Source organism: Elioraea tepidiphila DSM 17972, assembly GCF_000378465.1.
Taxonomy (GTDB): domain Bacteria; phylum Pseudomonadota; class Alphaproteobacteria; order Acetobacterales; family Acetobacteraceae; genus Elioraea; species Elioraea tepidiphila.
The window spans coordinates 95,007-119,434 of record NZ_KB899917.1; the positions used below are offsets into that span (position 1 = coordinate 95,007).

Here is a 24,428-nt window from a genome sequence, read left to right on the forward strand (position 1 = left end):
GGAGGGCATTGTGCACCTGCGAAGGCGGCGAATGCCAGCACCCGTTGACCCCGGACCGCACGCCGATACCGTTCGCGCGCCACAGGCGGAGGGCAGCGTGAGCGAGGGTTCCGAGTCGGACTACGTGATCGTCGGCGGCGGCAGCGCGGGCTGCGTGCTGGCCGCGCGGCTCTCCGAGGATCCGTCGGTGACGGTGACGCTGCTCGAGGCCGGGCCGGAGGACCGGCACCACTGGATCCACATCCCGGCCGGCTATGCCAAGCTGTTCATCTCGGGCCAGTTCGACTGGAAATACGAGACCGAGCCCGATCCGGAACTGCACGACCGGCGCATCAAGTGGCCGCGCGGCAAGGTGCTGGGCGGGTCGGGCTCGATCAACGGGCTCGTGTTCCTGCGCGGCAGCCCCCGCGACTACGACCGCTGGGCGCAGGCGGGCGCGCGCGGCTGGTCCTACGAGGCGTGCCTGCCCGCCTTCAAGGCGATCGAGACCTGGGAAGGGCCGCCGTCGGCGCTGCACGGCACGGAGGGGCCGATCCGCAACGGGCCCACGCGCGACCTCTCGCCGGCCGGACGCGCCTTCGTCGCCGCGTGCCAAGCGGCAGGGCAGCCGGCCTGCCCGGACTTCAACGGCGCCTGGTACGAAGGCGTCGCGCCCAACCCGCTGAACGTGAGCGGCGGGCGGCGCATCAGCTCGGCGCGCGCCTATCTGAAGCCGGCGCGGTCGCGGCCGAACCTGCGCGTGCTGACCGGCGTGCGCGCGCATCGCATCGCGATCGCCGAGGGCCGGGCGCGCGCGGTGGAAGGCCGCGGACCGGGCGGGGCGGCGCGCTGGGCGGCGCGGCGCGAGGTGATCGTGAGCGCCGGTACGATCGAGAGCCCGAAGCTGCTGATGCTGTCGGGTATCGGCGACGCGGCGACGCTGGCGGCGTTCGGCATCGCGCCGGTGCTCGACGCGCGCGGGGTCGGGCGCAACCTCCAGGACCATCTCGTGGTGCGCATGCCGTTCCGCACGCGCGCGGCCGGCACGATGAACGAGTACACCGCCTCGTGGCTCGGCTATCTGCGCATGGGCGCGCGCTGGCTGTTCGCGCGGCGCGGCCCGCTCGCGGTCGGCGCCTCGGAGGCGTCGCTGTTCGCCCGCGTCACCCCCGGCGCCGAGGAGCCGGACCTGCAGATCCAGTTCATCAATTTCAGCTTCACCACCCTGGCCGAGGGGCTGCATCCGCATCCCGGCATCGCCTTCGTGGTCGGGCAGTGCCGGCCCGACAGCCGCGGCGAGATCACGCTCGCCTCGGCCGATCCGGAAGCGCCGCCGCGCATCATCCCGAACTACCTCACCGCACCCAACGACCTGCATGTCACCGTAGAGGGCGTGAAGCTCACGCGCCGGATCGTCGCCAGCCAGCCGCTTGCCGGGCTCGTAGAGGAGGAGCTGCTGCCAGGCCGCGCCGTGGCGAGCGATGCCGCGATCGCGGACTGGGTGCGCTCGGCCGCCTCGACCGTCTATCACCCCTGCGGAACGGTGCGGATGGGCGACGATGACGCGGCGCCGCTCGACACGCGGCTGCGGGTGAAGGGTGTCGCGGGGCTGCGCGTGGTGGATGCGAGCGTGTTCCCGCTCGTGCCGTCGTCCAACATCCAGCCGGCGGTGCTGATGGTGGCGGAGCGGGCGTCCGCGATGATCCGCGAGGATGCGCGCGGCTGACCGTCAGCCGAGCGCGCGGATCGCGGCGCAGACCTGATCGACCTGCGCGTCGGTCAGTTCCGGGAACATCGGCAAGCTGAGCACCTCGGCGGCTGCGCGTTCCGTCTCGCGGCAGGCGGCGGGGCCGAGGGCGACGCGCCCGCGATAGGCCGGCTGGGCGTGCACCGGCATCGGATAGTGCACGTTGGTGCCGATGCCGCGCGCGCGGAACTGCGCCTGCACGCCAGCGCGGTCGGCGCAGCGGATCACGTATTGATGGAAGACATGCGTCGTGCCGGGCCGGCGCGCCGGCGGGGAGAAACCTGTGCCCGCGAGCGCCGCGTCGTAGCGCGCGGCGATCGCCTGCCGACGTGCATTCGCCGCATCGAGATGCGCGAGCTTCACGGCCAGGATCGCCGCCTGCACCTCGTCGAGCCGCGAGTTCACGCCCGCGAGGTCGCTGATGTAGCGCTCCTTCCAGCCGTACTGTCGCAGCGCCGCGATCCTGTCCGCGAGCGCCGTATCGTCGGTCGTCAGCACACCGCCATCGCCGAGCGCGCCGAGGTTCTTGGTCGGATAGAGGCTGAACGCGGCGGCGCGGCCGAGCGTGCCCGCCTTGCGGTTGCCCACCGTCGCGCCGTGGCACTGCGCGCAATCCTCGATCACGGAGGCGCCGTGGCGATCCGCGATCGCGATGATCTCCGCGATCGCCGCGGGCTGGCCGTAGAGATGCACCGGGATCACCGCGCGGATCGGCGGCAGCCCGGCGGGCGGGTCGCGCAGCACCGCCTCCAGCTCTGCCGGATCCATCGTGTACGTCGCCGGATCGATGTCGATCAGCACCGGTGTCGCGCCGATCATCTCGATCGCCGCGACGGTCGCCACGGCCGTGTGCGACACGGTCGCCACCGCGGAACCGGGGCCGATGCCGAGGCCGCGCAGGATCAGCGCCAGCGCGTCGGTGCCGTTCGCGACGCCGATCGCGCGCGCGGCACCCTGCCAGCGCGCGAACGCCTCCTCGAAGGCCGCGCACTCGCGGCCGAGGATGTACCAGCCGGACTCCAGCACGCGCGCGACCGCCGCATCGATCGACGCCTTCAGCGCGCGGTAGGACGCGCCGGGATCGGCCTGCGGCACGGTGACGGGTGGGGTCGGAACGTTCATGACACGGTCTTTCAGAGATAGCGGTCGAGACGTGGGCGGAACCAGGCGAGCGTGCGGCGGAGCCCGTCGTCGAGCTTCACGCGCGGCATCCAGCCGGTGGCGGCGCGGAAGCGGGAGTCGTCGGCGACATAGCTGCCGATGTCGATCTTCGCCCGGTCGGCCGGGAAGTCCTTCACGACATAGCGCCCGCCGCCGTTCGCCGCGACCAGTGCCTCGGCGAGATCGCGGAGCGAGACGGGCGGCGCGCCGCCGAGATTGTAGGCGCCCGCCGGCGCATCCGCCGCAGCCAGGAAGGCTTCCGCCACGTCATCGGCATAGGCGAGGTCGCGCGTCTGCTCGCCGCCCCAGACCTCGAACGCCTCGCCCTCCAGCACGCGCCGCACCCAGAGGCCGAGGAAGGTCTGGCGGTGGTCCTTCACCCTGAGCCCCGGCCCGTAGCAGTTGGTGAGGCGCAGCGAGACCACCGGCCGGCCATGCACCTTGCGCTCCAGCAGCCAGTACTGCTCGGCCGCCCATTTGCTCACCGCATTGGCGTCGGGCGGGTCGATCGGATGGTCCTCGTTGACGGGCAGCGCGCGCGGCCGGCCATAGAGCTGGCGCGTCGAGGCGTGCACCACCCGCGCCGCCGGCGCGGCCGTCCGCGCGGCCAGGATCAGCCGCAGCGTCGCATCCGCGTTCTGCGCGAGATCGCCGCGCGGATCGGCCTGGCTGCCCATGTGCGAGGTCTGCGCCGCGAGATGGAAGATCGCCGCCGCGCCGGCGAGCGCGTCCTCCAGCGCGTCGTGCCGCAGATCGGCGCGGATCACCCGCAGGTCGAGCCCTTCCAGGTTCGCCGCGTTCGCGCCCGTCTCGGGCAGGAAGGCGTCGATCACCGTCACGCGGGCGCCGCGCGCGACCAGCGCCCGCGCCAAGGCCGAGCCGAGAAATCCCGCACCGCCGGTGATGACAGCCCCGGCCCCCGTCCAGTCCATGCCCATCGTCCCTCGGCCCGGAGTCACCACGGCGGCATGGCCGATTGATGGCGCATCAGCGCTCGTCGCGGCCGCGGCTCGCGCTCATGATCTCGGCGAAGCCGAACAGCAGCAGCAGCACGCCGAGGACCGCCTGGATCGAGGCGAGTGCGCGCGCCGCCGGGGCGAAGGGAACGACGTCGCCATAGCCGATGGTCGAGAGCGTCACGACCGAGAAGTAGAGCGCCTCGGCGAAGCTCATCTCGCGCGGCTGGCCGGCGAAGCTCAGCAGCGGACCGGGGGTCGCCTCGTCGACCAGCCGGTAGATGCAGGCGAAGACGATCACCAGCAGCGAATAGAGGGTCAGGAAGGCGAAGGTCGGGATCAGCAGGCGCCGGATACGGGCGAAGAACGTCTCGAACAGCAGCGAGGCATCCAGCAGGAAGGCGACGACGTCGCGGCTCGCCGCCGCGACCACGAGCGAGACCGCCGCCATGGCGACAAGCAGGATCGCCTCCTCCGCGGCGCGGCCAGGCGCGACCTCCGGCACCGCGAAGCTGGCGGCGCCGATGAGCGTGATCGGCACCAGCCAGGCGAGCAGGCGCGGGAAATGGGCCGTCTCGCGCAGCCGTTCGCTCGCGACCAAGGCAGCGAGCGTGGCCCGGTGGCGCCCGGCGGAGGCAAGGAAGGCAAGCACGGGCAGGATGAAGCCGAGATAGCCGACCGGGGTGCGCACGTGCGCGAAGTTGCTTTCGGAGAAGAAGGTGAACAGTGTCGCGTAGACCGCGAGCCCGTTCGCCAGCGCGACCGCGAAATGCAGCCCGCCGGGGAACAGGACGTAGAAGAAGCCGAAGCCGGCTGCCGCGGTCGCAAGCAGGAGGGCCGCGAAGCTCGGGTCGCTGGGCCGCGCGGCAACGCCGACCAGCAGCGCGAGCGCCGCCGTGAAGGCGACCGCGCGCCACCAGCGCCGATCGATCCTGGCCGTGCGGTTCACGGGTCCGTCCGACCTCCGGGTGGTCGAAGGCCGATGCGTGGGATCCGCGGCACACCGTGCCGCAGCGGTGGTTCCAGCTTCGCCACTCCAGCACGGGCCCCGAGCGCGGCGCCGATCATCCCCATCCCTGGCATCGCAAACGGCGCCGCGCCAGAAGGCGGCGGGCCTACTCGCCGTCATGGATGCCGGCGAGCATGGCCGATTGATGGCGGCGGAACGCCGGAGATCGGTGACATTGCAATCCCTCGGACGGGACCGCACATCGAGGCAGCCAGCGGCGGCGAGCATCGAGCGGGGAGGCAGCCCGATCACGGGCGGGACGCGATGGACTGGATCTTCACGACCATCTTCATCGGCGCCGCGCTGATCGTCCTCTCCGTCTTCACCAGCCTGATCGCCTTCCGGTTCGGCACGCCGCTGTTGCTGTTCTTCCTCGGCATCGGCCTGCTGGTCGGCGAGGACGGGCTCGGGCTGCAGTTCGACGATGCCGCGAGCGCCTATTTCGTCGGCAGCCTCGCCCTGGCGGTGATCCTGTTCGATTCCGGCTTCAGCACGCGCTGGCGCACCTTCCGCCAGGCCGCCGGCCCGGCGGTCGTGCTGGCGACGCTCGGCGTGCTGCTGACGACCGCGCTGCTGGGGGCCTGCATCCATTACATCTTCAGCGCCCCCTGGCCGGAATCCCTGCTGATCAGCGCGATCGTCAGCTCGACCGACGCGGCGGCGGTGTTCTTCCTGCTGCGCACCGGTGGCATCACGATCAAGGAGAGCGTGCGCGCCACGCTGGAGGTCGAATCGGGCTCGAACGACCCGATGGCGGTGTTCCTCACCGTGCTGCTGGTCGAGCTGGTCGCCGCGGGCGGCGGGGTGGAGCGGCTCACCACCGACCTGCTGGTCGGTTTCGTCACCCAGATGGGGCTCGGGCTCGCCTTCGGTGTCGCCGGCGGGTTGTTGATCGTGCAGCTCGTCAACCGGGTCGAGCTGGAGAACGCGCTCTACCCGATCGTGGTGCTCGCCGCGGCGCTGGTGCTGTTCTCGCTCACCGGCGCGCTCGGCGGCAGCGGCTTCCTCGCCGCCTATGTCGCCGGGCTGGTTGCCGGCAACCGGCGGATGCGCGCGCTCCAGAGCCTGCGCCGGTTCCAGGAGGGCATGACCTGGCTCGCGCAGATCGCGATGTTCCTGATCCTCGGCCTGCTCGCGACCCCGTCGGAGTTCCCCGCCGCCGCGCTATCTCGACCGCGAGATCGGCGCGTTCATGCTGGGCCGGCTCGGCGGGTCGGCCGAGATGGGCGATCGCGTGCAGTGCGGGGACGCCGAGCTGGTGGTGCGCGAGGTCGATGCCCAGGGGCGCATCACCGAGGTCGGGCTCACGCTCGGCGAGGAGGCCCAGGCCTGGCAGTTGCCGCTGTTCCTGAGCGCGCGCGAGATGCTCGCGCTCGCGCGCCGGCTGCTCGGGCGCCTCATGCGGCGGTGACGCGCGCGGGCTCCGCGGGCTGCACGCCGAGGCCGAGGATGCGGTTCACCGCCTCCTCCGCGGCGTCGGCGAAGGGCGAGAGCACCGCATCCGCGCCGATCCCCTTCAGGCGCGCCGCCTCGACCGGGTAATTGGCGGTGAGCGCGATCCGGCCGCGGAACCCCGCATGGCGCAGCGCCGAGACCAGCGCATCGTTGGTGTCGGCATAGCCCAGCACCCCGACGGTGTGCGGCACGGCGACCACCACCCAGGTCGCGGTCTCGAGCGGCAGGTGCGCGACGAAGATCGGGTCGCTGACATCGCCGTAGATCGCGGGCCAGCCGCGCCGCTGGAAGGCGCGCACCGCCTCGGGATCGAAATCCACGCCGAGGAAGCCCACGCCGCGCTCGGCGAGGCGCTCGGCGATCGCGGTGCCGTAGCGGCCGAGGCCGCAGAGGATGATCGGCCGATGCGGCGCCTCGTCCGCCTCCGCGAGATGGTCCTCGCGCACCGCGCGGCGGCGCTCGAACGGCGAGAGGTAGCGCTCCAGCCAGCGGTACAGCGTGGCGGAATAGACGATCATGTAGGTCGAGAGCCCGATCGTGACGATGCCGACCAGGGTGGTCAGCCCCACCGCCTCCAGCCCGACATGGCCGAGCGCGTGGCCGAGCGCGATGAAGACGAGGCTGAACTCGCTGATCTGCGCCACGGTCAGCCCCGCGAGGAAGCTCGTGCGCTTGCGGTACCCCATCACGCCCATGATCGCCATGACGATCAGCGGATTGCCGACCAGCACGAAGACCGAGAGGATCGCCGCCTCGCCCAGCCGGTCGGCGATCGCGGCGAAGTTGAACAGCCCGCCGAGCTGGAGGAAGAAGAACAGCAGCAGGAAGTCGCGCAGGGAGGCGAGGCGCGCGGCGATCGCCTCGCGCACGCTGGTCGAGCCGAGGCTGACGCCCGCGAGCAGCCCGCCGAGCTCCTTCGACAGCCCCACCGCATCGGCGGCCGCCGCGCCGACCGCCGCCCAGCCGATCGCGAACACCACGAGCAGTTCGGGCTCGCGCGCCATCCGCGTCAGCAGCGGCTCGGCGAGGTAGCGCATGAACAGCCCCGCCACCGCCACCAACGCCACGCCGCCGCCGAGCGCCGAGGCGAGCGCCAGCGCCCCGCCCTCGCCGGCGGCGGCATCGAAGGCGGAGAGCACGATCATCGCGACCACGACGCAGATGTCCTGCACGATCAGGAAGCCGAGCGCGATCCGTCCGTGCAGCGCATCGATCTCGCGCTTGTCGGACAGGAGCTTCACGATGATGATCGTGGAGGAGAAGGTGAGCGCGACCGCGACATAGAGCGCCTCGACCGCGCCCATCCCCAGGGCGAGGCAGATCACGAACCCGCCGATCGAGGTGAACGCCACCTGGCCGAGCCCTGTCGCCACGGCGACGCGGCCGAAGCTCCGGATCAGGCCGATGTCGAGTTTCAGTCCCACCAGGAACAGCAGCAGCGCGATGCCGAGCCGGGCGAGCGTCTCGATCACGATCCCGCCGGTGACGATGCCGAAGCCCGAGGGGCCGACCAGGATGCCGACGGCGATGAAGGACACGATCAGCGGTTGCCGCGCGGCGACCCCGATCAGCCCCACCACCGAGGCGATCGCCAGCAGCGCCGCCACCTCCTCGAACACCGACACGCCCGGCCCCTCCGCTCACGCTCACGCTCACGCGAGAGGCTAGCGGTTGGGCGTCGCGTCGGGAAACCGTAAGCTCGCATCCATGCGCGCACCGGACGGACCCTCGACCCTGCGGGACCTGGTGGAAGGGCTCGCCCGGCACGGCGACCGGCCCGCGCTGGTGCAGGTGCGCGACGGCAAGGGCGAGGCGCTGAGCTATGCCGCGATCGGCGCGCGCGCGCTGGCCCTCGCCGGTGCCTTGGCCGCGCGCGGCGTGAAGCCGGGCGAGACGGTCCTGCTGTTCGGGCCGAACGGGCATGACTGGGTGGTGGTACGGCTGGCGCTCGGCGCGCTCGGCGCGATCACCGCGGCGCTCGATGATCTCACGACCGACGACGAGCTGAAGGTGCTGGTGCCGGACAGCGGCGCGCGGCTCGCGTTCTCAGCCGCTGCACACGCGAAGCGGCTTGCCGCGGTCGATCCGACGCTCGCGCTCGTCACGCTCGATCCAGGCGAAGGGCTGCCGCGCTGGACCGACTGGGAAGCGGGCGAGAAGGCCGAGCTGCCGCCGATCCGGCCCGAGGATCCGATGATGCTGGTCACCACCAGCGGCACCACGGGCCGGCCGAAATCGTTCCTGCTCACCCACGCCAACGTGCTGCACAACGTGCGCGCGCTGGCCGCGCAGGGGATCGTGACGCGCGAGGACCGCGCGCTGCTGCCCTTGCCGCTGCACCATGTCTATCCGCTGACCGTCGGCATCCTCACGCCGTTCGCGCTCGGCACCACGGTCGTCCTGCCGGAGAGCGTGACGGGGCCGCACATCGTCGCCGCGCTCAAGGAGGGGCGCTGCACGGTGATGGTGGCGGTGCCGCGGCTCTACGCGGCGCTGCTGAACGGGCTGATGGCGCGCGTCGCGCAGCAGCCCGCGCCGAGGCGGCTGATCTTCCGCGCCCTGTTCGCGCTGTCGATGGTCCTGCGCCGACGCTTCGGGCTTCGGGTCGGACGGCGCCTGTTCGGCTCGATCCACCGCAACCTCGCACCGGATCTCTGGCTGATGGCCTCGGGCGGGGCGGCCTTCGAGGCCGAGCTGATCTGGCCGCTCGAAGCGCTCGGCTGGCAGGTGCTGTCCGGCTGGGGGCTGGCCGAGACCGCCTCGATCCTCACCAACAACCACAAGGACAAGGCCCGGATCGGCTCGGAGGGCTGGCCGCTGCCGGGCGCGGAGCTGCGCGTCGCCGAGCCCGACGAGAAGGGTGTCGGCGAGCTGCAATGCCGCGGCCCCTCGGTCTTCGCCGGCTACCGCGACAACCCGGAGGCGAACGAGACCGCGTTCACGCCCGATGGCTGGTTCCGCACCGGCGATCTCGGCTTCATCGACCCCGACCGCTACGTGCACATCGTCGGCCGGGTGAAGGAGATGATCGTGCTCGGGGGCGGCAAGAACGTCTTCCCCGAGGAGCTGGAGAAGCACTACGGCGCCGATCCGGCGATCAAGGAGATCGCGGTGCTGGAGCGCTCGGGCGCGCTCGTCGCGCTGGTGGTGCCGGACGAGCCGGCGATCGCGGCCTCGGGCTCGCCGCGCATCGACGATGCGGTGCGCGTCGCCCTCGGCACGGCGGCGCAGCGCCTGCCCTCATATCAGCGGCTCGCGGGCTACGCGATCACGCGCGAGCCGCTGCCGCGCACGCGGCTCGGCAAGATCCAGCGCTTCCGCCTGCCCGCGCTCTACGACGCCGCGAAGGCGGGCCGCTCCGCCTCCGCCGCGCCGATGACGGAGGAGGAGCGCGCGCTGCTGGCTGACCCCACCGCGCGGGCAATGTGGGAAGTCCTGACTGCGCGCTTCCAGGGCAAACTGGTCGCGCCATCGCAATCGCCCCAGCTCGATCTCGGCATCGACAGTCTCGGCTGGGTGGAGATCACGCTGGAGGCCGAGGGCCGGCTGGGCCTCCGCTTCAGCGAGGACGACTGGGGCACCATCGCCACGGTGCGCGACATCCTGGAGCTGGCGGTCAAGCGCGCCGCGGAGGGCGCGCCGGCGCGCGCAGCCGAGCCGCCCGACCTCTCCTGGCTGGAACCGCCCTCGGGCGCGCATGCGGTGGCGGGGAAAGTGCTGGCGGCCGCCAACCGCGTGCTCTGCGCGGCACTGTTCCGGCTGCGCGTCCGCGGGCGCGAGCACGTCCCGGACGGGCCGGTGATCGTCGCGGTCAACCATCTCTCCGACATCGATCCCGCGATCATGGCGGCCGCCCTGCCGAAAGCCGCGCTCGCGCGCATCCGCTGGTCGGGCGAGCGGTCGCGGCTGTTCGTCTCGCGCATCGGCCGGTTCCTCGCGCGCGCCGCGCGCATCTTCCCGGTGGACGAGCGCCAGCCCGCGACCACCCTCGCCTACGCGAAGGAGGCGTTGGCACGCGGCGACTGCCTGGTGTGGTTCCCGGAGAGCTGGCGCAGCCCCGACGGCACGATCCAGCGTTTCCTGCCGGGTGTCGGCGAACTCGTGCGCGCGACGGGCGCGGCGGTGGTGCCGGCGCGGATCATCGGCACCTTCGAGGCGATGCCCCGCACCGCGCGGTTCCCCAAGCCGCATCCCGTGCGCGTGGCGTTCGGCGCGCCGATCCCGGCCGCGACGCTGATCGAAGGCGCCGCGAGCGCGCAGGAGATCGCCGATCGCGTGCGCGAGGCGGTCGCGCGCCTGGAGCCTTGACACATCCGCAACGGCATGGCCCATCGCCGCCACCCCCTTGCGACGGACCGCACCGATGTCTCGCCAGATCGACGCCGTGATCTTCGACCTGGGCGGCGTGCTGATCGACTGGAACCCGCGCCACCTCTACCGCAAGCTGTTCGACGACGAGGCGGCGATGGAGACCTTCCTCAGCGAGGTCTGCGCGCCCGCCTGGAATCTCGAACAGGACCGCGGCCGGCCGTGGGCGCAGGCGATCGCCGAGCTCTCGGCACGGCACCCCGACAAGGCCGAGCTGATCGCCGCCTATCGCGGGCGGTGGCACGAGATGCTCAACGGCCCGATCGCGGGCACGGTCGCGATCCTGGAAGAACTTGACGACGCCGGCACGCCGCTGTTCGCGCTCACCAACTGGTCGGCCGAGACCTACCCCTACGCCGAGCAGCTCTACGGCTTCCTCGGTCGGTTCCGCGCCGTCGTGGTCTCGGGGCGGATCGGCCTGATCAAGCCCGATGCCGCGATCTACCGCCACGCCATCGCCCGGTTCGGGGTCGCACCGGAACGCACCGTGTTCATCGACGACAGCGCGAAGAACGTCGCCGGCGCCGAAGCCGTGGGCCTGCGCGCGATCCGGTTCACCGGCCCCGACGCGCTGCGCCGCGACCTCGCGGCCCTCGGGTTGCCGCTCGGAGGCTGACCGGCCATGACCGTGCTGCAGAAGCTGATCGAGCAGATCATCCTCGCCAGCCGCTACATCCTGGTCGTGTTCTACATCGGCCTCGCGGTCGCGCTCGCGGTGTTCGCCGCCCAGTTCCTGGTGAAGCTCGCGGGCCTGGCGCTCCAGTTCCCGGCCAAGGACGACAACGTCTTCCTGCTCGGCGTGCTGCAGCTGATCGACAAGGCGCTGGTGGCCGGCCTGATCGTGATGGTCATGCTGTCGTCCTACGACAATTTCGTCGCCAAGCTGGAAAGCGAGGACACCCAGCGTCAGATCGGCTGGCTGTCGAAGCTCGACCCGGGCAGCCTGAAGATCAAGGTCGCCTCCGCCATCGTCGCCATCAGTTCGATCCACCTGCTCCAGGTGTTCCTGAACACGGGCACCTACACGACCGAGGAGATCTTCTGGAAGGTGATCACGCACATCGTGTTCATCGCCTCGGCAGTCTTCCTGGGCGTGCTCGACCGCATGACCGACAAGGCCGCGGGGAAGCCGGCGAAGGCGGAGTGACGGACCGTCATACCCGGCGCATGAAGGTTTCACCTTCGTGCGCCGGGTATGGGGTTTCCTTTGGCGCGCAGCCGCCACACCAGCCCTGCGCGCGATCCCGGTCTGCCAAAGGTCAAACCTTTGGCAGCCCGGTATCACTCGCCGCCGCGCGCGAGGGCGGCCCGCACGCGCTCGAGCAGCCGCCGATCCTCCCCGGCCAGCAGGGCGAGCACGCGCCTGAGCGCGCCGCGCGCCTCGTGCAGCTGGTCCAGGAGGTCGAGCACCACGTCCACCCCCTCCTCGTTCACGCCGAGGTCCTGCACGAGATCGCGCACCAGCAGCGCGCGGGCGAGATCGGCCTCGGAGAGTTCGCGCCGCACATAGCCGGCCTCGATCCACGCCTCCAGCGTCGCGGCGTCGAGCCGGGCGCGCAGGCAGAAGGTCGCGCGATCCATCGCTCAGCCCTCCAGTCCGGCGCGCGGATCGTGCCGGCGCCCGGCCTCCCAGCCGCGCAGGAACTGCTCCAGCGCGGCATCGGGCTTGGGCGGCAGGACGACCTTCAGCGTGACGATGCAGTCGCCGCGCGTGCCGTCGGGCCGCGCGACACCGCGGCCGCGCAGCCGCAGCACCGAGCCGGTGTTGGACCCCGGCGGCACCGTCAGCATCACCCTGCCCGCCGGCGTCGGCGCCTCGACCTTCGCCCCCAGCACCGCCTCCGCGAGCGACACGGGAAGTTCGTAGCGGATCGTGTCGCCCTCGCGCCGGTAGAGCGGATGCGGCATCACGGCGAGCTCGACCAGGGCGTCCCCCGGCGGGCCGCCATTGATGCCGGGCAGGCCCTTGCCGCGCAGACGCAGCACCTGGCCGTCGGTCGCACCGGGAGGAATCTTCAGGTCGATCACGTCGCCGCCGGGCAGGCTCACGCGCGCGGTCGCGCCGTTCACCGCATCGAGGAACGGCACGGTGAGCCTGAGCGACAGGTCGCCGCCCGGGAAGGCGAATCGCTCGCCGCCCTCGCGCTCGGCGAACAGGTCCTCGAACAGGTCCTCGATGCCGGAGCGCGCGGCGCGCGGACCGCGCCGGGTGCGGAACGGTCCGGCGTCCGCGGTGGCGTGGTCGCGGAAGAACGGACCGCGCGGGCGCTCCTGGCCCTCGGCGTCGATCTCGCCGGCATCGAAGCGGCGCCGCTTCTCGGGGTCGGACAGCAGATCGTAGGCGGCCGAGACCTCCTTGAAGCGCGCCTCGGCGCTGCGGTCGCCCGGGTTCAGGTCCGGGTGCAGCTTCTTGGCGAGCTTGCGATACGCCTTGCGGATGTCCTCCGCCGTCGCGGTGCGCGCCACGCCAAGGGTTTCGTACGGGTCCTTGGCCACGGCGCTACCCCGCGGCTTCCGCCTTCAACACGCGGCCCGCGACCACGTCGAGGCGCGACAGCAGCGACGGATCGCGCTTCGCCGGCGCGGTGACGATCGCGTTCTCGAGCGCGGTGTGGCAGCCCTCCGGGCAGAAGCCGCGCCGCTGGCCGAGCACGGGCACCACCTGCTTCAGCAGCGCACGCGCCTTGGCGGCGTTCTCGAACAGCACCTTCACCACCAGCTCCACCGTCACGTGGTCATGCTCGGGGTGCCAGCAGTCGTAGTCGGTCACCATCGCCACCGTCGCGTAGCAGAGCTCGGCCTCGCGGGCGAGCTTGGCCTCCGGCATGTTGGTCATGCCGATCACGTCGCAGCCCCAGGCGCGGTAGAGCTCGGACTCCGCGCGGGTGGAGAACTGCGGGCCCTCCATTACGAGATAGGTGCCGCCCCGCTTGTGCGGCAGGCCGAGCGCGCGGCAGCCCTCCTCCAGCACGTCACCCAGGCGGCGGCAGACCGGGTGCGCCATCGACACATGCGCGACGCAGCCGGCGCCGAAGAAGGATTTCTGCCGCGCGAAGGTGCGGTCGATGAACTGATCGACGATCACGAAGGTGCCGGGGGCAAGATCGGCGCGCAGGCTGCCGACTGCGGAGAGCGACAGGATCTCGGTGCAGCCCGCGCGCTTCAGCGCGTCGATATTGGCGCGATAGGGCAGATCGGTCGGGCTGAGACGGTGGCCGCGGTCGTGACGCGGGAGGAACACGCAGGGCACGCCGGCGAGCCGGCCGAACAGCAGCTCGCCCGAGGGCAGACCCCAGGGCGTGCGGACCTCCCGCCACTCGGCGTTCTCCAGTCCCTCGATGTCGTAGATGCCCGATCCGCCGATGATGCCGATCACCGGGGACGGCGCGTCCTCCTCCGCCATGGCCTCGTTCCCCAACAGGAAAGGGCCGCCCCGAACGGGGCGACCCCACAACCTTGGCCGGTTTCGCCCCCACGAGCTGGCGCGAAGCCGCCAAGCCAGCCCTGCACGCGCTCGCGATGCATACAGGGCGAGCCTGCGTGCGTCGGGCTCAATGCTTCAGGTCGGCCCAGATCTTGCGCTTCACGCCATAGGTGAGCCCCGCGAGCACGATCAGGAACAGGATCACGCGCACGCCCATCGCGCGGCGCTGCTCGAGTTCCGGCTCGGCCGCCCAGGCCATGAAGGTCGTGACGTCGCGCGCCATTTGCTCGATCGTCGCCCGCGTGCCGTCGGGGTAGTCGACCATGTCGGGCCAGAGCGGCTGGGCCATCGCGATCCAGTGGCCCGGGAAGTACTCGTTGTAGTGCATCCCCTCCATCGGCTCGACGCCGGCGGGCGGGTTCTCGCGATAGCCGGTCAGCAGCGCGTAGAGGTAGTTGGCGCCGTTCTCGCGCGCCTTGGTGATCAGCGAGAGATCGACCGGATAGGCGCCGTTGTTCGCCGCGCGCGCGGCCTGCACGTTCGGGAACGGGCTGCGGAACCGGTCGGACGGACGGCCAGGGCGCTCGAACATCTCGCCGTCGTCGTTCGGCCCGTCCTTGATCATCACGTCGGCGGCGATCGCGCGGATCTCATCCTCGGAGAGCCCGATCCCCTCGAGGTTTCGGTAGGCGAGCTGCTTCATCGCGTGGCAGCTCGCGCAGACCTGCTTGTAGACCAGGAAGCCGCGCTGCGCCGAGGCGCGATCGAAGGTGCCGAAGAGCCCGCCGAACGACCAGGTCTGCGACGGGATCGCGACCGACGGGCCCGCCGCGTGCACTGGTGCGGCGAAGGCGAGCGCGGCGGCCGCCAGAGCGAGACGAAGCATGCGCATCACGCCTTCTCCATCGGCTTGGACGCGGCGGCCGCGGGCACCGGCCCGCCGCCCAGCACGCGCTGGCTGATGCTCGCCGGCAGCGGCAGCGGCCGCTCGAGCTTGCCGAGCACCGGCAGGATCACGAGGAAGTAGAGGAAGTAGTAGGCCGTGCCGACGCGCGAGAGCACCACCCAGATCCCCTCGGCCGGCATCGCACCGCAATAGCCGAGCAGCAGGCAGGCGGCGACGAACACCCAGAAGAAGGGGCGCGCCAGCGGACGGAACTTCATCGAGCGCACCGGGCTGGTGTCGAGCCACGGCAGCACGAACAGCACGAAGATCGAGGCGAACATCAGCACGACGCCGCCGAGCTTGTCCGGCACCGCGCGCAGGATCGCGTAGAAGGGCAGGAAGTACCACTCGGGCACGATGTGCGCGGGCGTGACCAGCGGGTTGGCCGGGATGTAGTTGTCCGGGTGGCCCATGAAGTTCGGCGCGAAGAAGACGAAGAAGGCGAACACGATCAGGAAGATCACCAGCCCGAAGCTGTCCTTGATCGTGTAGTAGGGGTGGAACGGGATCGTGTCCTGCGGCCCCTTCGGCTCGATGCCGAGCGGGTTGTTCGAGCCGGTGATGTGCAGCGCGACCACATGCAGGAACACCACGCCGACGATCACGAACGGCAGCAGGTAGTGCAGCGAGAAGAACCGGTTCAGCGTGGGGTTGTCGACCGAGAACCCGCCCCACAGCCAGGTCACGATGTCCGGCCCGACGATCGGGATGGCGCTGAACAGGTTGGTGATGACGGTCGCCCCCCAGAAGCTCATCTGGCCCCAGGGCAGCACGTAGCCCATGAAGGCCGTCGCCATCATCAGCAGCAGGATGACCACGCCGAGGATCCACAGCAGTTCGCGCGGCGCCTTGTACGAGCCGTAATAGAGGCCGCGGAAGATGTGGATGTAGACGACGATGAAGAACATGCTCGCGCCGTTCATGTGGATGTAGCGCAGCAGCCAGCCGTAGTTCACGTCGCGCATGATGCGCTCGACGCTGTCGAAGGCGTAATCGACATGAGGCGTGTAGTGCATGGCGAGGAAGATGCCGGTGACGATCATCACCACCAGGCAGACCATCGCCAGCGCGCCGAAGTTCCAGAAATAGTTGAAGTTCTTGGGCGTCGGGAACTCGGCATACTCCTTGGTGAGCATGCTCGGGATCGGCAGGCGCTGGTCGATCCAGCGCACCACCGGGTTCTTGAAGTCGCTCTTGTGCAGGCCGACCATCGCTTGTGCCTCAGCCGATCCGGATCGCGGTGTCGGAGGTGAAGGTATAGGGCGGGATCGCCAGATTGGCCGGCGCCGGGCCACGGCGGATCCGCCCAGAGGTATCGTAGTGGCTGCCGTGGCAGGGGCAGAACCAGCCGTTGAAGTCGCCCTTCGGGTCGGTCGGCCGCTGGCCCAGCGGCACGCAGCCGAGATGCGTGCAAATGCCGATCATCACCAGCCATTCGGGCTTCTGCACGCGCGACTGATCGGTCTGCGGATCGGGCAGGGCGCTGAGCGGGGTGTCGCGCGCCGCGGTGATGTCCTCGGCGGTGCGATGGCGGATGAACACGGGCTTGCCGCGCCACACCACCGTGATCGCCTGGCCGACGACGATCGGGGCGAGATCGACCTCGGTCGAAGCCAGCGCCAGCACGGAGGCCGACGGGTTCATGCTCTGGATGAAGGGCCAGGCGAAAGCGGCCACACCCACACCGGCCACCGCCGTGGTGGTCAGCGACAGGAAATCGCGCCGCGTGCCGCCCGCGCCATGACCGCCCTGTGCCTGAGCCGTCGAAGTCTCGGCCATCCCCGTTCCTCTCCGCATCCGGCCCGCCCCGGGGGAGGGGCAGGCCCACTTGTCCGCAACGCCGAGCGGCCCCACGGCGCACCGGCCCGCTCGGGCCAGCGCGCCCCGGGCGCGCGTTTCCGCACCGCACCACACCAAGGCGTCGCGCCCTTATAGGCAGGGGGTGGCGGCGCGGCAACGGCCCCTTGTCACGTTCCGAGGTATGGGCACTCGCGGGTTGCGCAAGCCCCGGGGGCCGTCACGGTTGACGCTGCCGGGCCGGCCCGTGATCGTTGCCGCATGACCCCGCTTGCGGATGCGCGGCAGGAGGCCGCCCGGACCTGGTTCGAAGACCTGCGCGACCGGCTCTGCGCCGCGTTCGAGGCGATCGAGGACGCGCTCGCCTCCGGCCCGCATGCCGACCTGCCGCCGGGCCGCTTCGTACGCACCGCCTGGGACCGGCCAGGCGGCGGCGGCGGCGTGATGAGCGTGATGAAGGGGCGGGTGTTCGAGAAGGTCGGCGTGAACGTCTCGACCGTGTTCGGCGAATTCAGCCCGGAGTTCGCCAAGCAGATCCCCGGTGCGGCCGAGGACCCGCGCTTCTGGGCCTCGGGGATCTCGCTGGTGGCACACATGCGAAGCCCGCGCGTGCCGGCCGCGCACATGAACACGCGCATGATCGCGACCACCCGGACGTGGTTCGGCGGCGGCGGCGACCTGACGCCGATGCTGCTGGAGACCCCGGAGACGGCGGAGGACCGCGAGACCTTCCACGCCGCCTTCAAGGCGGCGTGCGACCGGTACAACCCCGACTACTACCCGCGCTTCAAGGAGTGGTGCGACCGCTACTTCTTCCTGCCGCACCGGGGCGAGCCGCGCGGGGTGGGCGGGATCTTCTACGACACCCTCGAGTCGGGGGACTGGGCAGCGGATTTCGCCTTCACGCGCGATGTCGGGCTCGCCTTCCTCGACGCCTATCCGGCGATCGTGCGCCGGCGGATGCACGAGCCCTGGACGGCGGAGGAGCGCGACCGGCAGCTGGTCCGGCGCGGCCGCTATGTCGAGTTCAACCTGCTCTACGACCGCGGCACGCTGTTCGGGCTGAAGACCGGCGGGAACGTCGAGGCGATCCTGATGAGCCTGCCGCCCGAGGTGCGGTGGCCGTAGGAGGGAGCGTGATGGCGGCGCGCGTGCGCACAGTGACGGTGAGCGATTCGGGTGTGGCCCCCTACGGCATGACGGCGGTCGCGCGCGGTCATGCCTGGGCGGTGGACGAGCCGGGCGAGACGGGGGGGAAGGATTCGGGGCCTGAGCCGTTCGAGCTGCTCTGCGGCGCGCTCGGCGCCTGCACGGCGATCACGGTGCGGATGTACGCCGGGCGGAAGGGCTGGACGCTGGAGCGGATCGCCGTGACCGTCACCTACGAGAAGCCGGCGGAGCGGGGGCGGTTCTCGATCGCGATCGCGCTGGAGGGGCCGCTCGATGCGGCGCAGCGCGAGCGGCTGCTGGCGATCGCCGAGAGATGCCCGGTGCACCAGGTTCTCGCGCAGGGCGCGGAGATCGTGACGGCACCGGCGGCGTAGGCGGGCCGCCGGCCGATCACCCCATCCACGGCGGCGTGGGCAGGCCCTTGCCGCGCAGGAACTCGGGGTTGAACAGCTTCGACTGGTAGCGCGCTCCCCCGTCGCAGAGAATCGTCACCACCGTGTGGCCGGGGCCGAGCGCGCGCGCGACGCGGATCGCGGCCGCGACGTTCAGCCCCGCCGAGCCCCCGACGCTCAGCCCCTCGTGGATGGTGAGATCGAACACCTGCTCCAGCATCTCCTCGTCGGTGATCCGGATCGCATCGTCGATCGGGGCGCCCTCGAGATTGCCGGGCACCCGGCTCTGGCCGATGCCCTCGGTGATCGAGCTGCCCTCCAGCTCCAGCACGCCGCGCGTCTTCCAGGCATAGAGCGCGCTGCCCAGGGGGTCGGCGAGCACGATGCGCACCGAGGGCTTCCGCGCCTTCAGCGCGAAGGCCACACCCGCGAGCGTGCCGCCGGTGCCGCAGGCGCAGGTGAAGGCATCGACGCCCCCCCCGGTCTCGGCCCAGATCTCCTCGCCGGTGGTGCGGCGATGGCCCTCGCGGTTGGCGAGATTGTCGAACTGGTTCGCCCAGATCGCGCCGTTCGGTTCCTGCGCGGCAAGTTCCTCGGCGAGCCGGCGCGAGACATGCACGTAGTTGCCGGGGTCCCTGTAGGGCGCGGCGGGAACGAGGCGGAGATCGGCGCCGATCATGCGCAGGAACTCGATCTTCTCGCGGCTCTGCGTCTCCGGCATGACGATGACGGAACGATACCCGCGCGCATTGCCGACCAGCGTCAGCCCGATGCCGGTGTTGCCGGCCGTGCCCTCGACGATCGTGCCGCCGGGGCGCAGCAGCCCCCTCGCCTCGGCGTCCGTGATGATCGCGAGGGCGGCGCGGTCCTTGACCGATCCGCCGGGGTTCATGAACTCGGCCTTGCCGAGGATCTCGCAGCCCGTGGCCGCGGAGGCGCGCCTCAGCCGGATCAGCGGCGTGTTGCCGATCGCACCGGTCAGCCCGTCCACCATCGCCATGAGGTCGCTCCTGCCGCTACCCTGTCCGGGTCCGACATCCGCAGAGGAACCGACCATATGAGCGACGTGCCCGAGGTCTCGCCCACCGAAACCTGGCAGGCCCTGAACGAGGATCCGCGCGCCATGCTGGTCGATGTCCGGACGGATGCCGAATGGACCTATGTCGGCATGCCCGACCTCTCGGCGACCGGCAAGCCCGTGGTGCCGATCGCCTGGCAGCTCTTCCCGTCGATGGCGGTGAACCCGGGCTTCGTCGAGGCACTGCGCGAGGCCGGGCTGACGCCCGAACACCGGCTCTACTTCCTCTGCCGGTCGGGGGCGCGGAGTCTCGCGGCGGCGCGGATGGCGCGCGCGGCCGGATTCGCCCACGTGTTCAACATCCGCGACGGCTTCGAGGGCCCGCTGGACGGCGAGGGGCACCGGCGCACGGTGTCGGGCTGGATCGCAGCCAGCCTGCCCTGGCGGCAGCGGTGAGGGCGGGGCAAAAGGCGATGGCCGCGACCGACGTCAGACCCACATCGCCCTGGCGCGCGGCGGCGTTGACGGGGGAGGATCGCCGCCACCGGCGGCCATGTCGTCCACCACGAAATTGTCGAACAACGCCGCGTTGCCGCTCAGCGCGAAGCCCAGGCCGCAGAACTGCCCGGACGGCAACGCGCCGAAGGTGTGGCTCACCTCATCGTACAGGCTGAGATCGTCGTTCCGCACCCGCGCCGTTACGAGCAGCCCCTCGATCGTGAGTTCCAGCCAGTAGTAGCCGCTGGTCGCAGGCGCAGTGATCGTCTTCGTGGCGCGATTGGTCCCGGCGGACCAGTTCTGGTTCACCCCCTCGCGCACCTGCAAGGAGGTGCCGCTCGACCCCAGGACCGCATAGATGGCGCTGGTCGTGCCGTTGTCCGTCCCGTTCGTGCAGAGCGTGGTCAGGCAGATGTTGGAGTAGCTGCCGTTGAACGTGAAGCGCGTGCGCAACCGGTGCGTGCCGAGCCCGGTGACCTGCACGCGGTTGTTGCGGTAGTTGTTGGTGCCCCTGATCTGCCCGGCCCCGTTACCGACCATGTTGGAGCTGTTGATGTCGGCCCAGGTGCGGGTGCCCGATCCGCCGTCGCCGTTGTCGAGCGTGCGGCCAGCGATGCTGACGCCGTCGCCGAGGCCCGCAAAGGTGTCGGATGCGATGACGGCCATGGCTCTACTCCGGTGTCCTGGTGCCCCACTGGGGCTTGATGGCGCGCGAGGCGTCGGTGATGCCGGCTGCCGCTTCCTCGGCCCGCAGGTAAGCGAGCGCCACGCCCGCCGCAGGGATACCGACCATGGCGCCCGTCTCGCAGGCCCGCCGCGCCAGATTGGGATAGCTGTGCCCGCCGTCGATGGGCCGCGCCAGTCCGCTCGTCGGGCACGCGCCACCCGACCCGCCCGCGTCGGAAATGAGCTTGATGGTCAGCCCGGAGATCTGGTCGCTGCTGTGAGAGCAGTAGACGGTGTCCCAGTTCTGCGCGATCGGGGACGCCGTCGTCGGCTGCGGTCCCTCGCGCCAAGCGCACGTGTAGAGGCCCGCCCCGCGATACGGGCAGGCATTGATGACGCCGAAGAGCTGCTTGCTGATGTGCTCGGTTACCAGCTTGTGCGCGGTCGTGATCCGGCCGCGATGCACCGACATGCAGATGGTCGGCACGAAATAGCCGTGCGCCTGCCAGGGCGCGAAGCCGATGTTGGAGACGCCCCCGTAGGAAGTGCGCCAGACGCCGAGCGCGACGCGATCCGGCGCATACTCGGGCGGCGTGAGGAACTGCTCGGCGATCGCGAACCCGTTGACGAGAAGCTGGTTCATGTACGGCTTGCAGGGATGCGCGTCGGGCATGATCCATTCCGCGTCGCACACGATCTTGTGCTTCCAGGCGTTCTGCCGGTGCGCGGTGATCTGGAGCGTGCCGCAATCGCGCGACGCCCCGTTCACCAGGGGCCGGCGCGAGTAGTCCACCGCGTTGCTCGGGTCCTCCCGGCCGATGCAGCCGACGCCGAGGATCACCATGAAGTCGAGCCACCACTCCCAGCCCGTCACCATGGCCTGGTAGGTCGGATACTGCGGCTGGTGCGATGCATCGGTCGCGGAACCGGGAAACGTGCCACCTGAGCGGGTGAGGGTCGGGTTCGATGCCCAGCCGATGGCCGGCTGCGCCGGGGTGAGGCCGCGCGACGTGTAGTCCTGGTTGACGATCACGGGCGGGTGGCCGCTCTCGTGCCGCACCAGCCAGGCCGGGAACTTCACCCCCATCGCCAGCGCGTTGACGCGCGAGTTGCGCAGCAGCGTGGCGCGGTCGGCGGCCGACTTCTCGGTACCGCTGGTCGCCAGCAGCGCGTGCGCGTCCCAGTCCGGGATGTCGCCGATCCAGGCGCTCGCGCCGCTCTGGTTGATGTCGGCGTCACCGAAGGCTCCGGACGGCGTGGCGGGGCTGTAGGACAACGGCGCCGGCACGGGCACGCTGGCCCGCACCGTCGCGCTGTCGTAGGTGTTCCAGATCAGCCTGTGGTCGTGGAACCAGCGCCAGGACGCGCGCGGATGCACATGCGTGGCGTTGGCGGACCAGTGCGGCAGGCCGTCGGCGGTGCAGAGGAAGTAGGCGGACCAGCCATAGGCCGTGAAGCTGGTCGTGTGGGAAATGATCGAGGAAGAGCCGTTCAGGAACTCGAACTCCTGCACAGTGTAGGACTGCGAGTTCGCCACGCGGCCGTTGATCGCATAGGGGAAGATGGTGATCGTCCCGTCGGCCCAGACGTAGCTGTAGAAGTGCCCCTGCCACTGGCCCTGGTCGGTGTCGCTCGCGCCCGTGCCCTGACGGAACACGCCCCAGTGGTGCCAAGCCCGCACGACAGGCCCGGCGCGCCGCTCGCGGAACGTTCCCGCCGCGTCGAGGTTGTTGAGCACGCACCAGCAGTCGATGCCGTCGATGCGCAGGCGCATGCGGTAGTCCTGCGCCGTGAGCGTGCTGCGGGAGATCGGCGAGGAGCCGGAGCCGCCGCCCTGGACTGCATGGAGCGAGATCGCGATCGTGCCGTTGTCGGCGATGGTCGCGCTCGGCTTGCAGGAGAACACCGCGCGCCGGAGCGAGCCGTCCCCGTGATAGGAGAGCCCATCCGCCTGCTGGAGCGCGATCGCCTCGCCGCCGTAGCGCAGCTCGACGCGGCTTCCCGCCGGCACCTCTCCCTCCAGGAAGTCGCGCGCGAAGGAGATGTTCGGATCGGTGCGCGACGCGCCCGAGAAATTGTCGAGGATGACCGTCTCGATCAGCACACCCCCGCCGCCACCGCCACCGGTGGGCCGGAACAGCGGCAACGCGCCGTAGACGCGGGCACCCGGGGCTTTCAGTCGCGTCCCGTAGGTCTGGATGAGCAGCATCAATCCGCCGTCCTTACGCCGAGGAAGGTGATGAAGAGGCCGGTCAGGCCGGTCGCGTTCGTTACCACGACGTCCAGCAGATTGTCCTGGGCGAGCGCCTCGGTGCTCGCCGTGTTGGTCACCGATGTCGTCTGCGAGACCGCCCCGGAGAACCCGTTGATCGGCGAGCCGTTCTTCCTGATCTGGATCGAGCACGTGCCGCCGAGCGTGCGCGCGCGCACGGCGGTGAGCGTCGTGGGCTTGTTGCCCCACATGCCGATCTGGCCCTCCGCCGCGCCGCCCGAGACATTGCCGGTGATCGGCAGGAAGACGGAGCCCACCACCTTCTCGGTGCGCGCCTCGAACCCGGTGCCGGCACTGTTCAGCGTCGCGACCTGGTTGGCGGCGAGCTGGATCGTGCTCGGCACGGCGACGCGCCAGTACGGGCTGGCCGAGCCCTCGTAGACGACCTCACGCTCCTCGCCGGGGAACAGGATGAAGCTGTTGTTGCCGGCGGTGTTGAAGCCGTCTGTCCCCGCGCTGATCGTGGCCGCATCGCTGCCGATGTTGATCAGCAGCACCCGGTCGCGCGCCGAGAAGCCCGTGCGGACGAAGGTGGCGGTGATCCCGGCGCCGTTGATGTAGATCACGCCGTTGCGGTCGGCGTCGGTGATGTTGCCGCTCGCCGTGATCGTGCGCTGCGAGGCATAGCCCGCCGCAGCGCCGCCCGTGCCGACATTGTCGGCCGCCGGGGCCCAGGCCGTGCCGTTCCACTTCAGCACCTGACCCGAGGAGGCACCCGCCTGCGCCAGCTTGCTCGGCGCGATGGTGCCGGAGATGTCGGCTTCGGTGTGGGTGTGGGTCGCGTTTGCCTTGGCGTCGAGCGCCGCCTGAAGGTTGGTGACGTTGGCGATCGTGTGCGTGTGGCTGGCGTTCGCCTTGGCGTCGAGCGCGCTTTGCAGGCTGGTGATGTCGGCGATCGCGTGCGCATGTGCGGCCGCCGCCTTGCCGTCGAGCGCCGCCTGGAGGTTCGTCACGTCGCCGATCGCGTGCCCGTGCACGGCAGCCGCGGCCCCCAGCGTGCCGCGCGCGGCGGTGGCATCGTCGTCGTCGAGCAGCGTGCGCGCGAAGCCCGTGACGATCGCCAGGGCGGCCGTGTTCGCCCCCGTGTAGTAGGCGACGCGGTCGGCCGCCGGGGTCAGGGTGTCGATCGCGTCGATCGCCGCCGGCATGCCGGTGAGCGCCGACCACTCGGTCGAGCCGCCCGCGCCGACAGCATCCGCCGACGGCGCCCAGGCCGTGCCGTTCCACTTCAGCACCTGGCCGGCGCTCGCACCCGCCTGCGCCAGCCGGCTCGGCGCGATCGTGCCGATGATGTCGGCTTCGCCGTGCGTATGCACGGCCGGCGCGAGCGTCGCGCGCACCTGGCCGACCGTGAGCTTGACCGTCGTGCCGCCCTGATTGGCGACCAGCTCGTCGGTGTTGTTGGCAGTGGCGGCCGGGGGATACTGGGAGATCTTCAGGGGACCGGACATCGGCTGCTCCTTGCGGAGTGAAGGCACCGCCGGCGCTGAGGGGGCGGCGCGGAAGGGACGAGATCGCCTGCGCCGTCACGCACGGGGGATCTCGACGGCGGGCAGGGCTTTGCTGTAGT

At 70.9% G+C, this 24,428-nt stretch carries 21 protein-coding genes and 1 pseudogene; 8 read left to right on the forward strand and 14 right to left on the reverse strand.

Annotated features, from left to right (window positions below):
• Positions 1–97: 97 nt before the first annotated feature.
• Positions 98–1,705, forward strand: coding sequence for a GMC family oxidoreductase (locus F563_RS0108020; protein WP_019014144.1), 1,608 nt, complete (start codon positions 98–100; stop codon positions 1,703–1,705).
• A gap of 3 nt (positions 1,706–1,708) precedes the next feature.
• Here the strand turns inward: F563_RS0108020 and F563_RS0108025 are convergent, their stop codons facing one another.
• Genes F563_RS0108025 through F563_RS21990 form a run of 3 tightly spaced genes read right to left on the reverse strand, consistent with a single transcriptional unit; the run spans position 1,709 to position 4,792 of the window.
• Positions 1,709–2,848: a DegT/DnrJ/EryC1/StrS family aminotransferase gene (locus F563_RS0108025; protein ID WP_019014145.1), complete on the reverse strand. Its 1,140-nt coding sequence runs from the start codon at positions 2,846–2,848 to the stop codon at positions 1,709–1,711.
• Between the two features lie 11 nt (positions 2,849–2,859).
• Complete coding sequence (locus tag F563_RS0108030) at positions 2,860–3,819, reverse strand: NAD-dependent epimerase/dehydratase family protein (protein ID WP_019014146.1); 960 nt, start codon at positions 3,817–3,819, stop codon at positions 2,860–2,862.
• Between the two features lie 55 nt (positions 3,820–3,874).
• The gene (locus tag F563_RS21990; RefSeq protein ID WP_019014147.1) at positions 3,875–4,792 is read right to left on the reverse strand and encodes a potassium channel family protein; all 918 of its coding nucleotides are present in this window, start codon (positions 4,790–4,792) and stop codon (positions 3,875–3,877) included.
• 324 nt (positions 4,793–5,116) lie between these two features.
• Between F563_RS21990 and F563_RS25560 the strand changes: the two are divergent.
• A pseudogene (locus F563_RS25560) lies at positions 5,117–6,004 on the forward strand (potassium/proton antiporter); the annotation flags it as partial.
• Positions 6,005–6,249: 245 nt separating this feature from the next.
• Here F563_RS25560 and F563_RS0108045 read toward each other — a convergent pair.
• Positions 6,250–7,932, reverse strand: coding sequence for a cation:proton antiporter (locus F563_RS0108045; RefSeq protein ID WP_019014152.1), 1,683 nt, complete (start codon positions 7,930–7,932; stop codon positions 6,250–6,252).
• Positions 7,933–8,014: 82 nt separating this feature from the next.
• On the opposite strand from F563_RS0108045, the gene F563_RS22000 reads away from it, so the two are divergent.
• Genes F563_RS22000 through F563_RS0108060 form a run of 3 tightly spaced genes read left to right on the forward strand, consistent with a single transcriptional unit; the run spans position 8,015 to position 11,822 of the window.
• The gene (locus F563_RS22000; RefSeq protein WP_019014153.1) at positions 8,015–10,615 is read left to right on the forward strand and encodes an AMP-binding protein; all 2,601 of its coding nucleotides are present in this window, start codon (positions 8,015–8,017) and stop codon (positions 10,613–10,615) included.
• Positions 10,616–10,670: 55 nt separating this feature from the next.
• Positions 10,671–11,291, forward strand: coding sequence for an HAD family hydrolase (locus F563_RS0108055; protein WP_019014154.1), 621 nt, complete (start codon positions 10,671–10,673; stop codon positions 11,289–11,291).
• A gap of 6 nt (positions 11,292–11,297) precedes the next feature.
• Positions 11,298–11,822, forward strand: coding sequence for a TIGR00645 family protein (locus tag F563_RS0108060; RefSeq protein WP_019014155.1), 525 nt, complete (start codon positions 11,298–11,300; stop codon positions 11,820–11,822).
• Positions 11,823–11,956: 134 nt separating this feature from the next.
• On the opposite strand, the gene F563_RS0108065 is transcribed toward F563_RS0108060, so the two are convergent.
• From F563_RS0108065 to petA, 6 genes are all read right to left on the reverse strand, one after another.
• A complete protein-coding gene (locus F563_RS0108065) occupies positions 11,957–12,256 on the reverse strand; it encodes a chaperone modulator CbpM (RefSeq protein ID WP_019014156.1) in 300 nt (99 codons plus the stop codon).
• Positions 12,257–12,259: 3 nt separating this feature from the next.
• On the reverse strand, positions 12,260–13,171 hold the full coding sequence (locus F563_RS0108070) for a DnaJ C-terminal domain-containing protein (RefSeq protein ID WP_026299419.1): 912 nt from the start codon (positions 13,169–13,171) through the stop codon (positions 12,260–12,262).
• 4 nt (positions 13,172–13,175) lie between these two features.
• The gene (locus F563_RS0108075; protein WP_019014158.1) at positions 13,176–14,078 is read right to left on the reverse strand and encodes an S-methyl-5'-thioadenosine phosphorylase; all 903 of its coding nucleotides are present in this window, start codon (positions 14,076–14,078) and stop codon (positions 13,176–13,178) included.
• Positions 14,079–14,226: 148 nt separating this feature from the next.
• Complete coding sequence (locus tag F563_RS0108080; protein ID WP_019014159.1) at positions 14,227–14,991, reverse strand: cytochrome c1; 765 nt, start codon at positions 14,989–14,991, stop codon at positions 14,227–14,229.
• The gene (locus F563_RS0108085) at positions 14,991–16,256 is read right to left on the reverse strand and encodes a cytochrome b (protein WP_019014160.1); all 1,266 of its coding nucleotides are present in this window, start codon (positions 16,254–16,256) and stop codon (positions 14,991–14,993) included. The genes F563_RS0108080 and F563_RS0108085 overlap by 1 nt, the downstream gene beginning before the upstream one ends.
• Positions 16,257–16,266: 10 nt before the next feature.
• Positions 16,267–16,824 carry a ubiquinol-cytochrome c reductase iron-sulfur subunit gene (gene petA / locus F563_RS0108090; protein ID WP_019014161.1) on the reverse strand — a complete coding sequence of 186 codons (558 nt, stop codon included), beginning with the start codon at positions 16,822–16,824 and terminating at the stop codon, positions 16,267–16,269.
• Between the two features lie 279 nt (positions 16,825–17,103).
• Here petA and hemF point away from each other — a divergent pair, with 279 nt between their 5' ends.
• Both hemF and F563_RS22005 read left to right on the forward strand, forming a co-directional pair.
• Positions 17,104–17,970 (forward strand): oxygen-dependent coproporphyrinogen oxidase, encoded by an 867-nt coding sequence (hemF, locus tag F563_RS0108095; RefSeq protein WP_019014162.1) that lies wholly within the window; start codon positions 17,104–17,106, stop codon positions 17,968–17,970.
• Between the two features lie 11 nt (positions 17,971–17,981).
• Positions 17,982–18,386 (forward strand): OsmC family protein, encoded by a 405-nt coding sequence (locus tag F563_RS22005; RefSeq protein WP_019014163.1) that lies wholly within the window; start codon positions 17,982–17,984, stop codon positions 18,384–18,386.
• Between the two features lie 16 nt (positions 18,387–18,402).
• On the opposite strand, the gene F563_RS0108105 is transcribed toward F563_RS22005, so the two are convergent.
• On the reverse strand, positions 18,403–19,404 hold the full coding sequence (locus F563_RS0108105) for a cysteine synthase A (protein ID WP_019014164.1): 1,002 nt from the start codon (positions 19,402–19,404) through the stop codon (positions 18,403–18,405).
• Between the two features lie 57 nt (positions 19,405–19,461).
• Here F563_RS0108105 and F563_RS0108110 point away from each other — a divergent pair, with 57 nt between their 5' ends.
• Complete coding sequence (locus F563_RS0108110) at positions 19,462–19,878, forward strand: rhodanese-like domain-containing protein (RefSeq protein ID WP_019014165.1); 417 nt, start codon at positions 19,462–19,464, stop codon at positions 19,876–19,878.
• 33 nt (positions 19,879–19,911) lie between these two features.
• Here F563_RS0108110 and F563_RS0108115 read toward each other — a convergent pair whose 3' ends face one another.
• Genes F563_RS0108115 through F563_RS0108125 form a run of 3 tightly spaced genes read right to left on the reverse strand, consistent with a single transcriptional unit; the run spans position 19,912 to position 24,309 of the window.
• On the reverse strand, positions 19,912–20,586 hold the full coding sequence (locus tag F563_RS0108115; protein ID WP_019014166.1) for a hypothetical protein: 675 nt from the start codon (positions 20,584–20,586) through the stop codon (positions 19,912–19,914).
• A gap of 4 nt (positions 20,587–20,590) precedes the next feature.
• Entirely contained in the window at positions 20,591–22,795 is a 2,205-nt protein-coding gene (locus F563_RS0108120; protein ID WP_019014167.1) for a hypothetical protein, read from the reverse strand.
• Positions 22,795–24,309 (reverse strand): phage tail fiber repeat family protein, encoded by a 1,515-nt coding sequence (locus tag F563_RS0108125; protein ID WP_019014168.1) that lies wholly within the window; start codon positions 24,307–24,309, stop codon positions 22,795–22,797. Before F563_RS0108125 ends, F563_RS0108120 begins: the two co-directional genes overlap by 1 nt.
• Positions 24,310–24,428: the final 119 nt, after the last annotated feature.

Bases quoted from the DNA above. Each gene is read 5' to 3' on its own strand.
- petA (WP_019014161.1), bottom strand. From the start codon at position 16,824: ATGGCCGAGACTTCGACGGCTCAGGCACAGGGCGGTCATGGCGCGGGC.
- F563_RS0108125 (WP_019014168.1), bottom strand. From the start codon at position 24,309: ATGTCCGGTCCCCTGAAGATCTCCCAGTATCCCCCGGCCGCCACTGCC.
- F563_RS0108075 (WP_019014158.1), bottom strand. From the start codon at position 14,078: ATGGCGGAGGAGGACGCGCCGTCCCCGGTGATCGGCATCATCGGCGGA.
- F563_RS0108060 (WP_019014155.1), top strand. From the start codon at position 11,298: ATGACCGTGCTGCAGAAGCTGATCGAGCAGATCATCCTCGCCAGCCGC.
- F563_RS0108030 (WP_019014146.1), bottom strand. From the start codon at position 3,819: ATGGACTGGACGGGGGCCGGGGCTGTCATCACCGGCGGTGCGGGATTT.
- F563_RS0108120 (WP_019014167.1), bottom strand. From the start codon at position 22,795: ATGCTGCTCATCCAGACCTACGGGACGCGACTGAAAGCCCCGGGTGCC.
- F563_RS22005 (WP_019014163.1), top strand. From the start codon at position 17,982: ATGGCGGCGCGCGTGCGCACAGTGACGGTGAGCGATTCGGGTGTGGCC.
- F563_RS0108080 (WP_019014159.1), bottom strand. From the start codon at position 14,991: ATGCGCATGCTTCGTCTCGCTCTGGCGGCCGCCGCGCTCGCCTTCGCC.
- hemF (WP_019014162.1), top strand. From the start codon at position 17,104: ATGACCCCGCTTGCGGATGCGCGGCAGGAGGCCGCCCGGACCTGGTTC.
- F563_RS0108085 (WP_019014160.1), bottom strand. From the start codon at position 16,256: ATGGTCGGCCTGCACAAGAGCGACTTCAAGAACCCGGTGGTGCGCTGG.
- F563_RS0108115 (WP_019014166.1), bottom strand. From the start codon at position 20,586: ATGGCCGTCATCGCATCCGACACCTTTGCGGGCCTCGGCGACGGCGTC.
- F563_RS0108065 (WP_019014156.1), bottom strand. From the start codon at position 12,256: ATGGATCGCGCGACCTTCTGCCTGCGCGCCCGGCTCGACGCCGCGACG.
- F563_RS0108055 (WP_019014154.1), top strand. From the start codon at position 10,671: ATGTCTCGCCAGATCGACGCCGTGATCTTCGACCTGGGCGGCGTGCTG.
- F563_RS22000 (WP_019014153.1), top strand. From the start codon at position 8,015: ATGCGCGCACCGGACGGACCCTCGACCCTGCGGGACCTGGTGGAAGGG.
- F563_RS0108025 (WP_019014145.1), bottom strand. From the start codon at position 2,848: ATGAACGTTCCGACCCCACCCGTCACCGTGCCGCAGGCCGATCCCGGC.
- F563_RS0108105 (WP_019014164.1), bottom strand. From the start codon at position 19,404: ATGGCGATGGTGGACGGGCTGACCGGTGCGATCGGCAACACGCCGCTG.
- F563_RS0108110 (WP_019014165.1), top strand. From the start codon at position 19,462: ATGAGCGACGTGCCCGAGGTCTCGCCCACCGAAACCTGGCAGGCCCTG.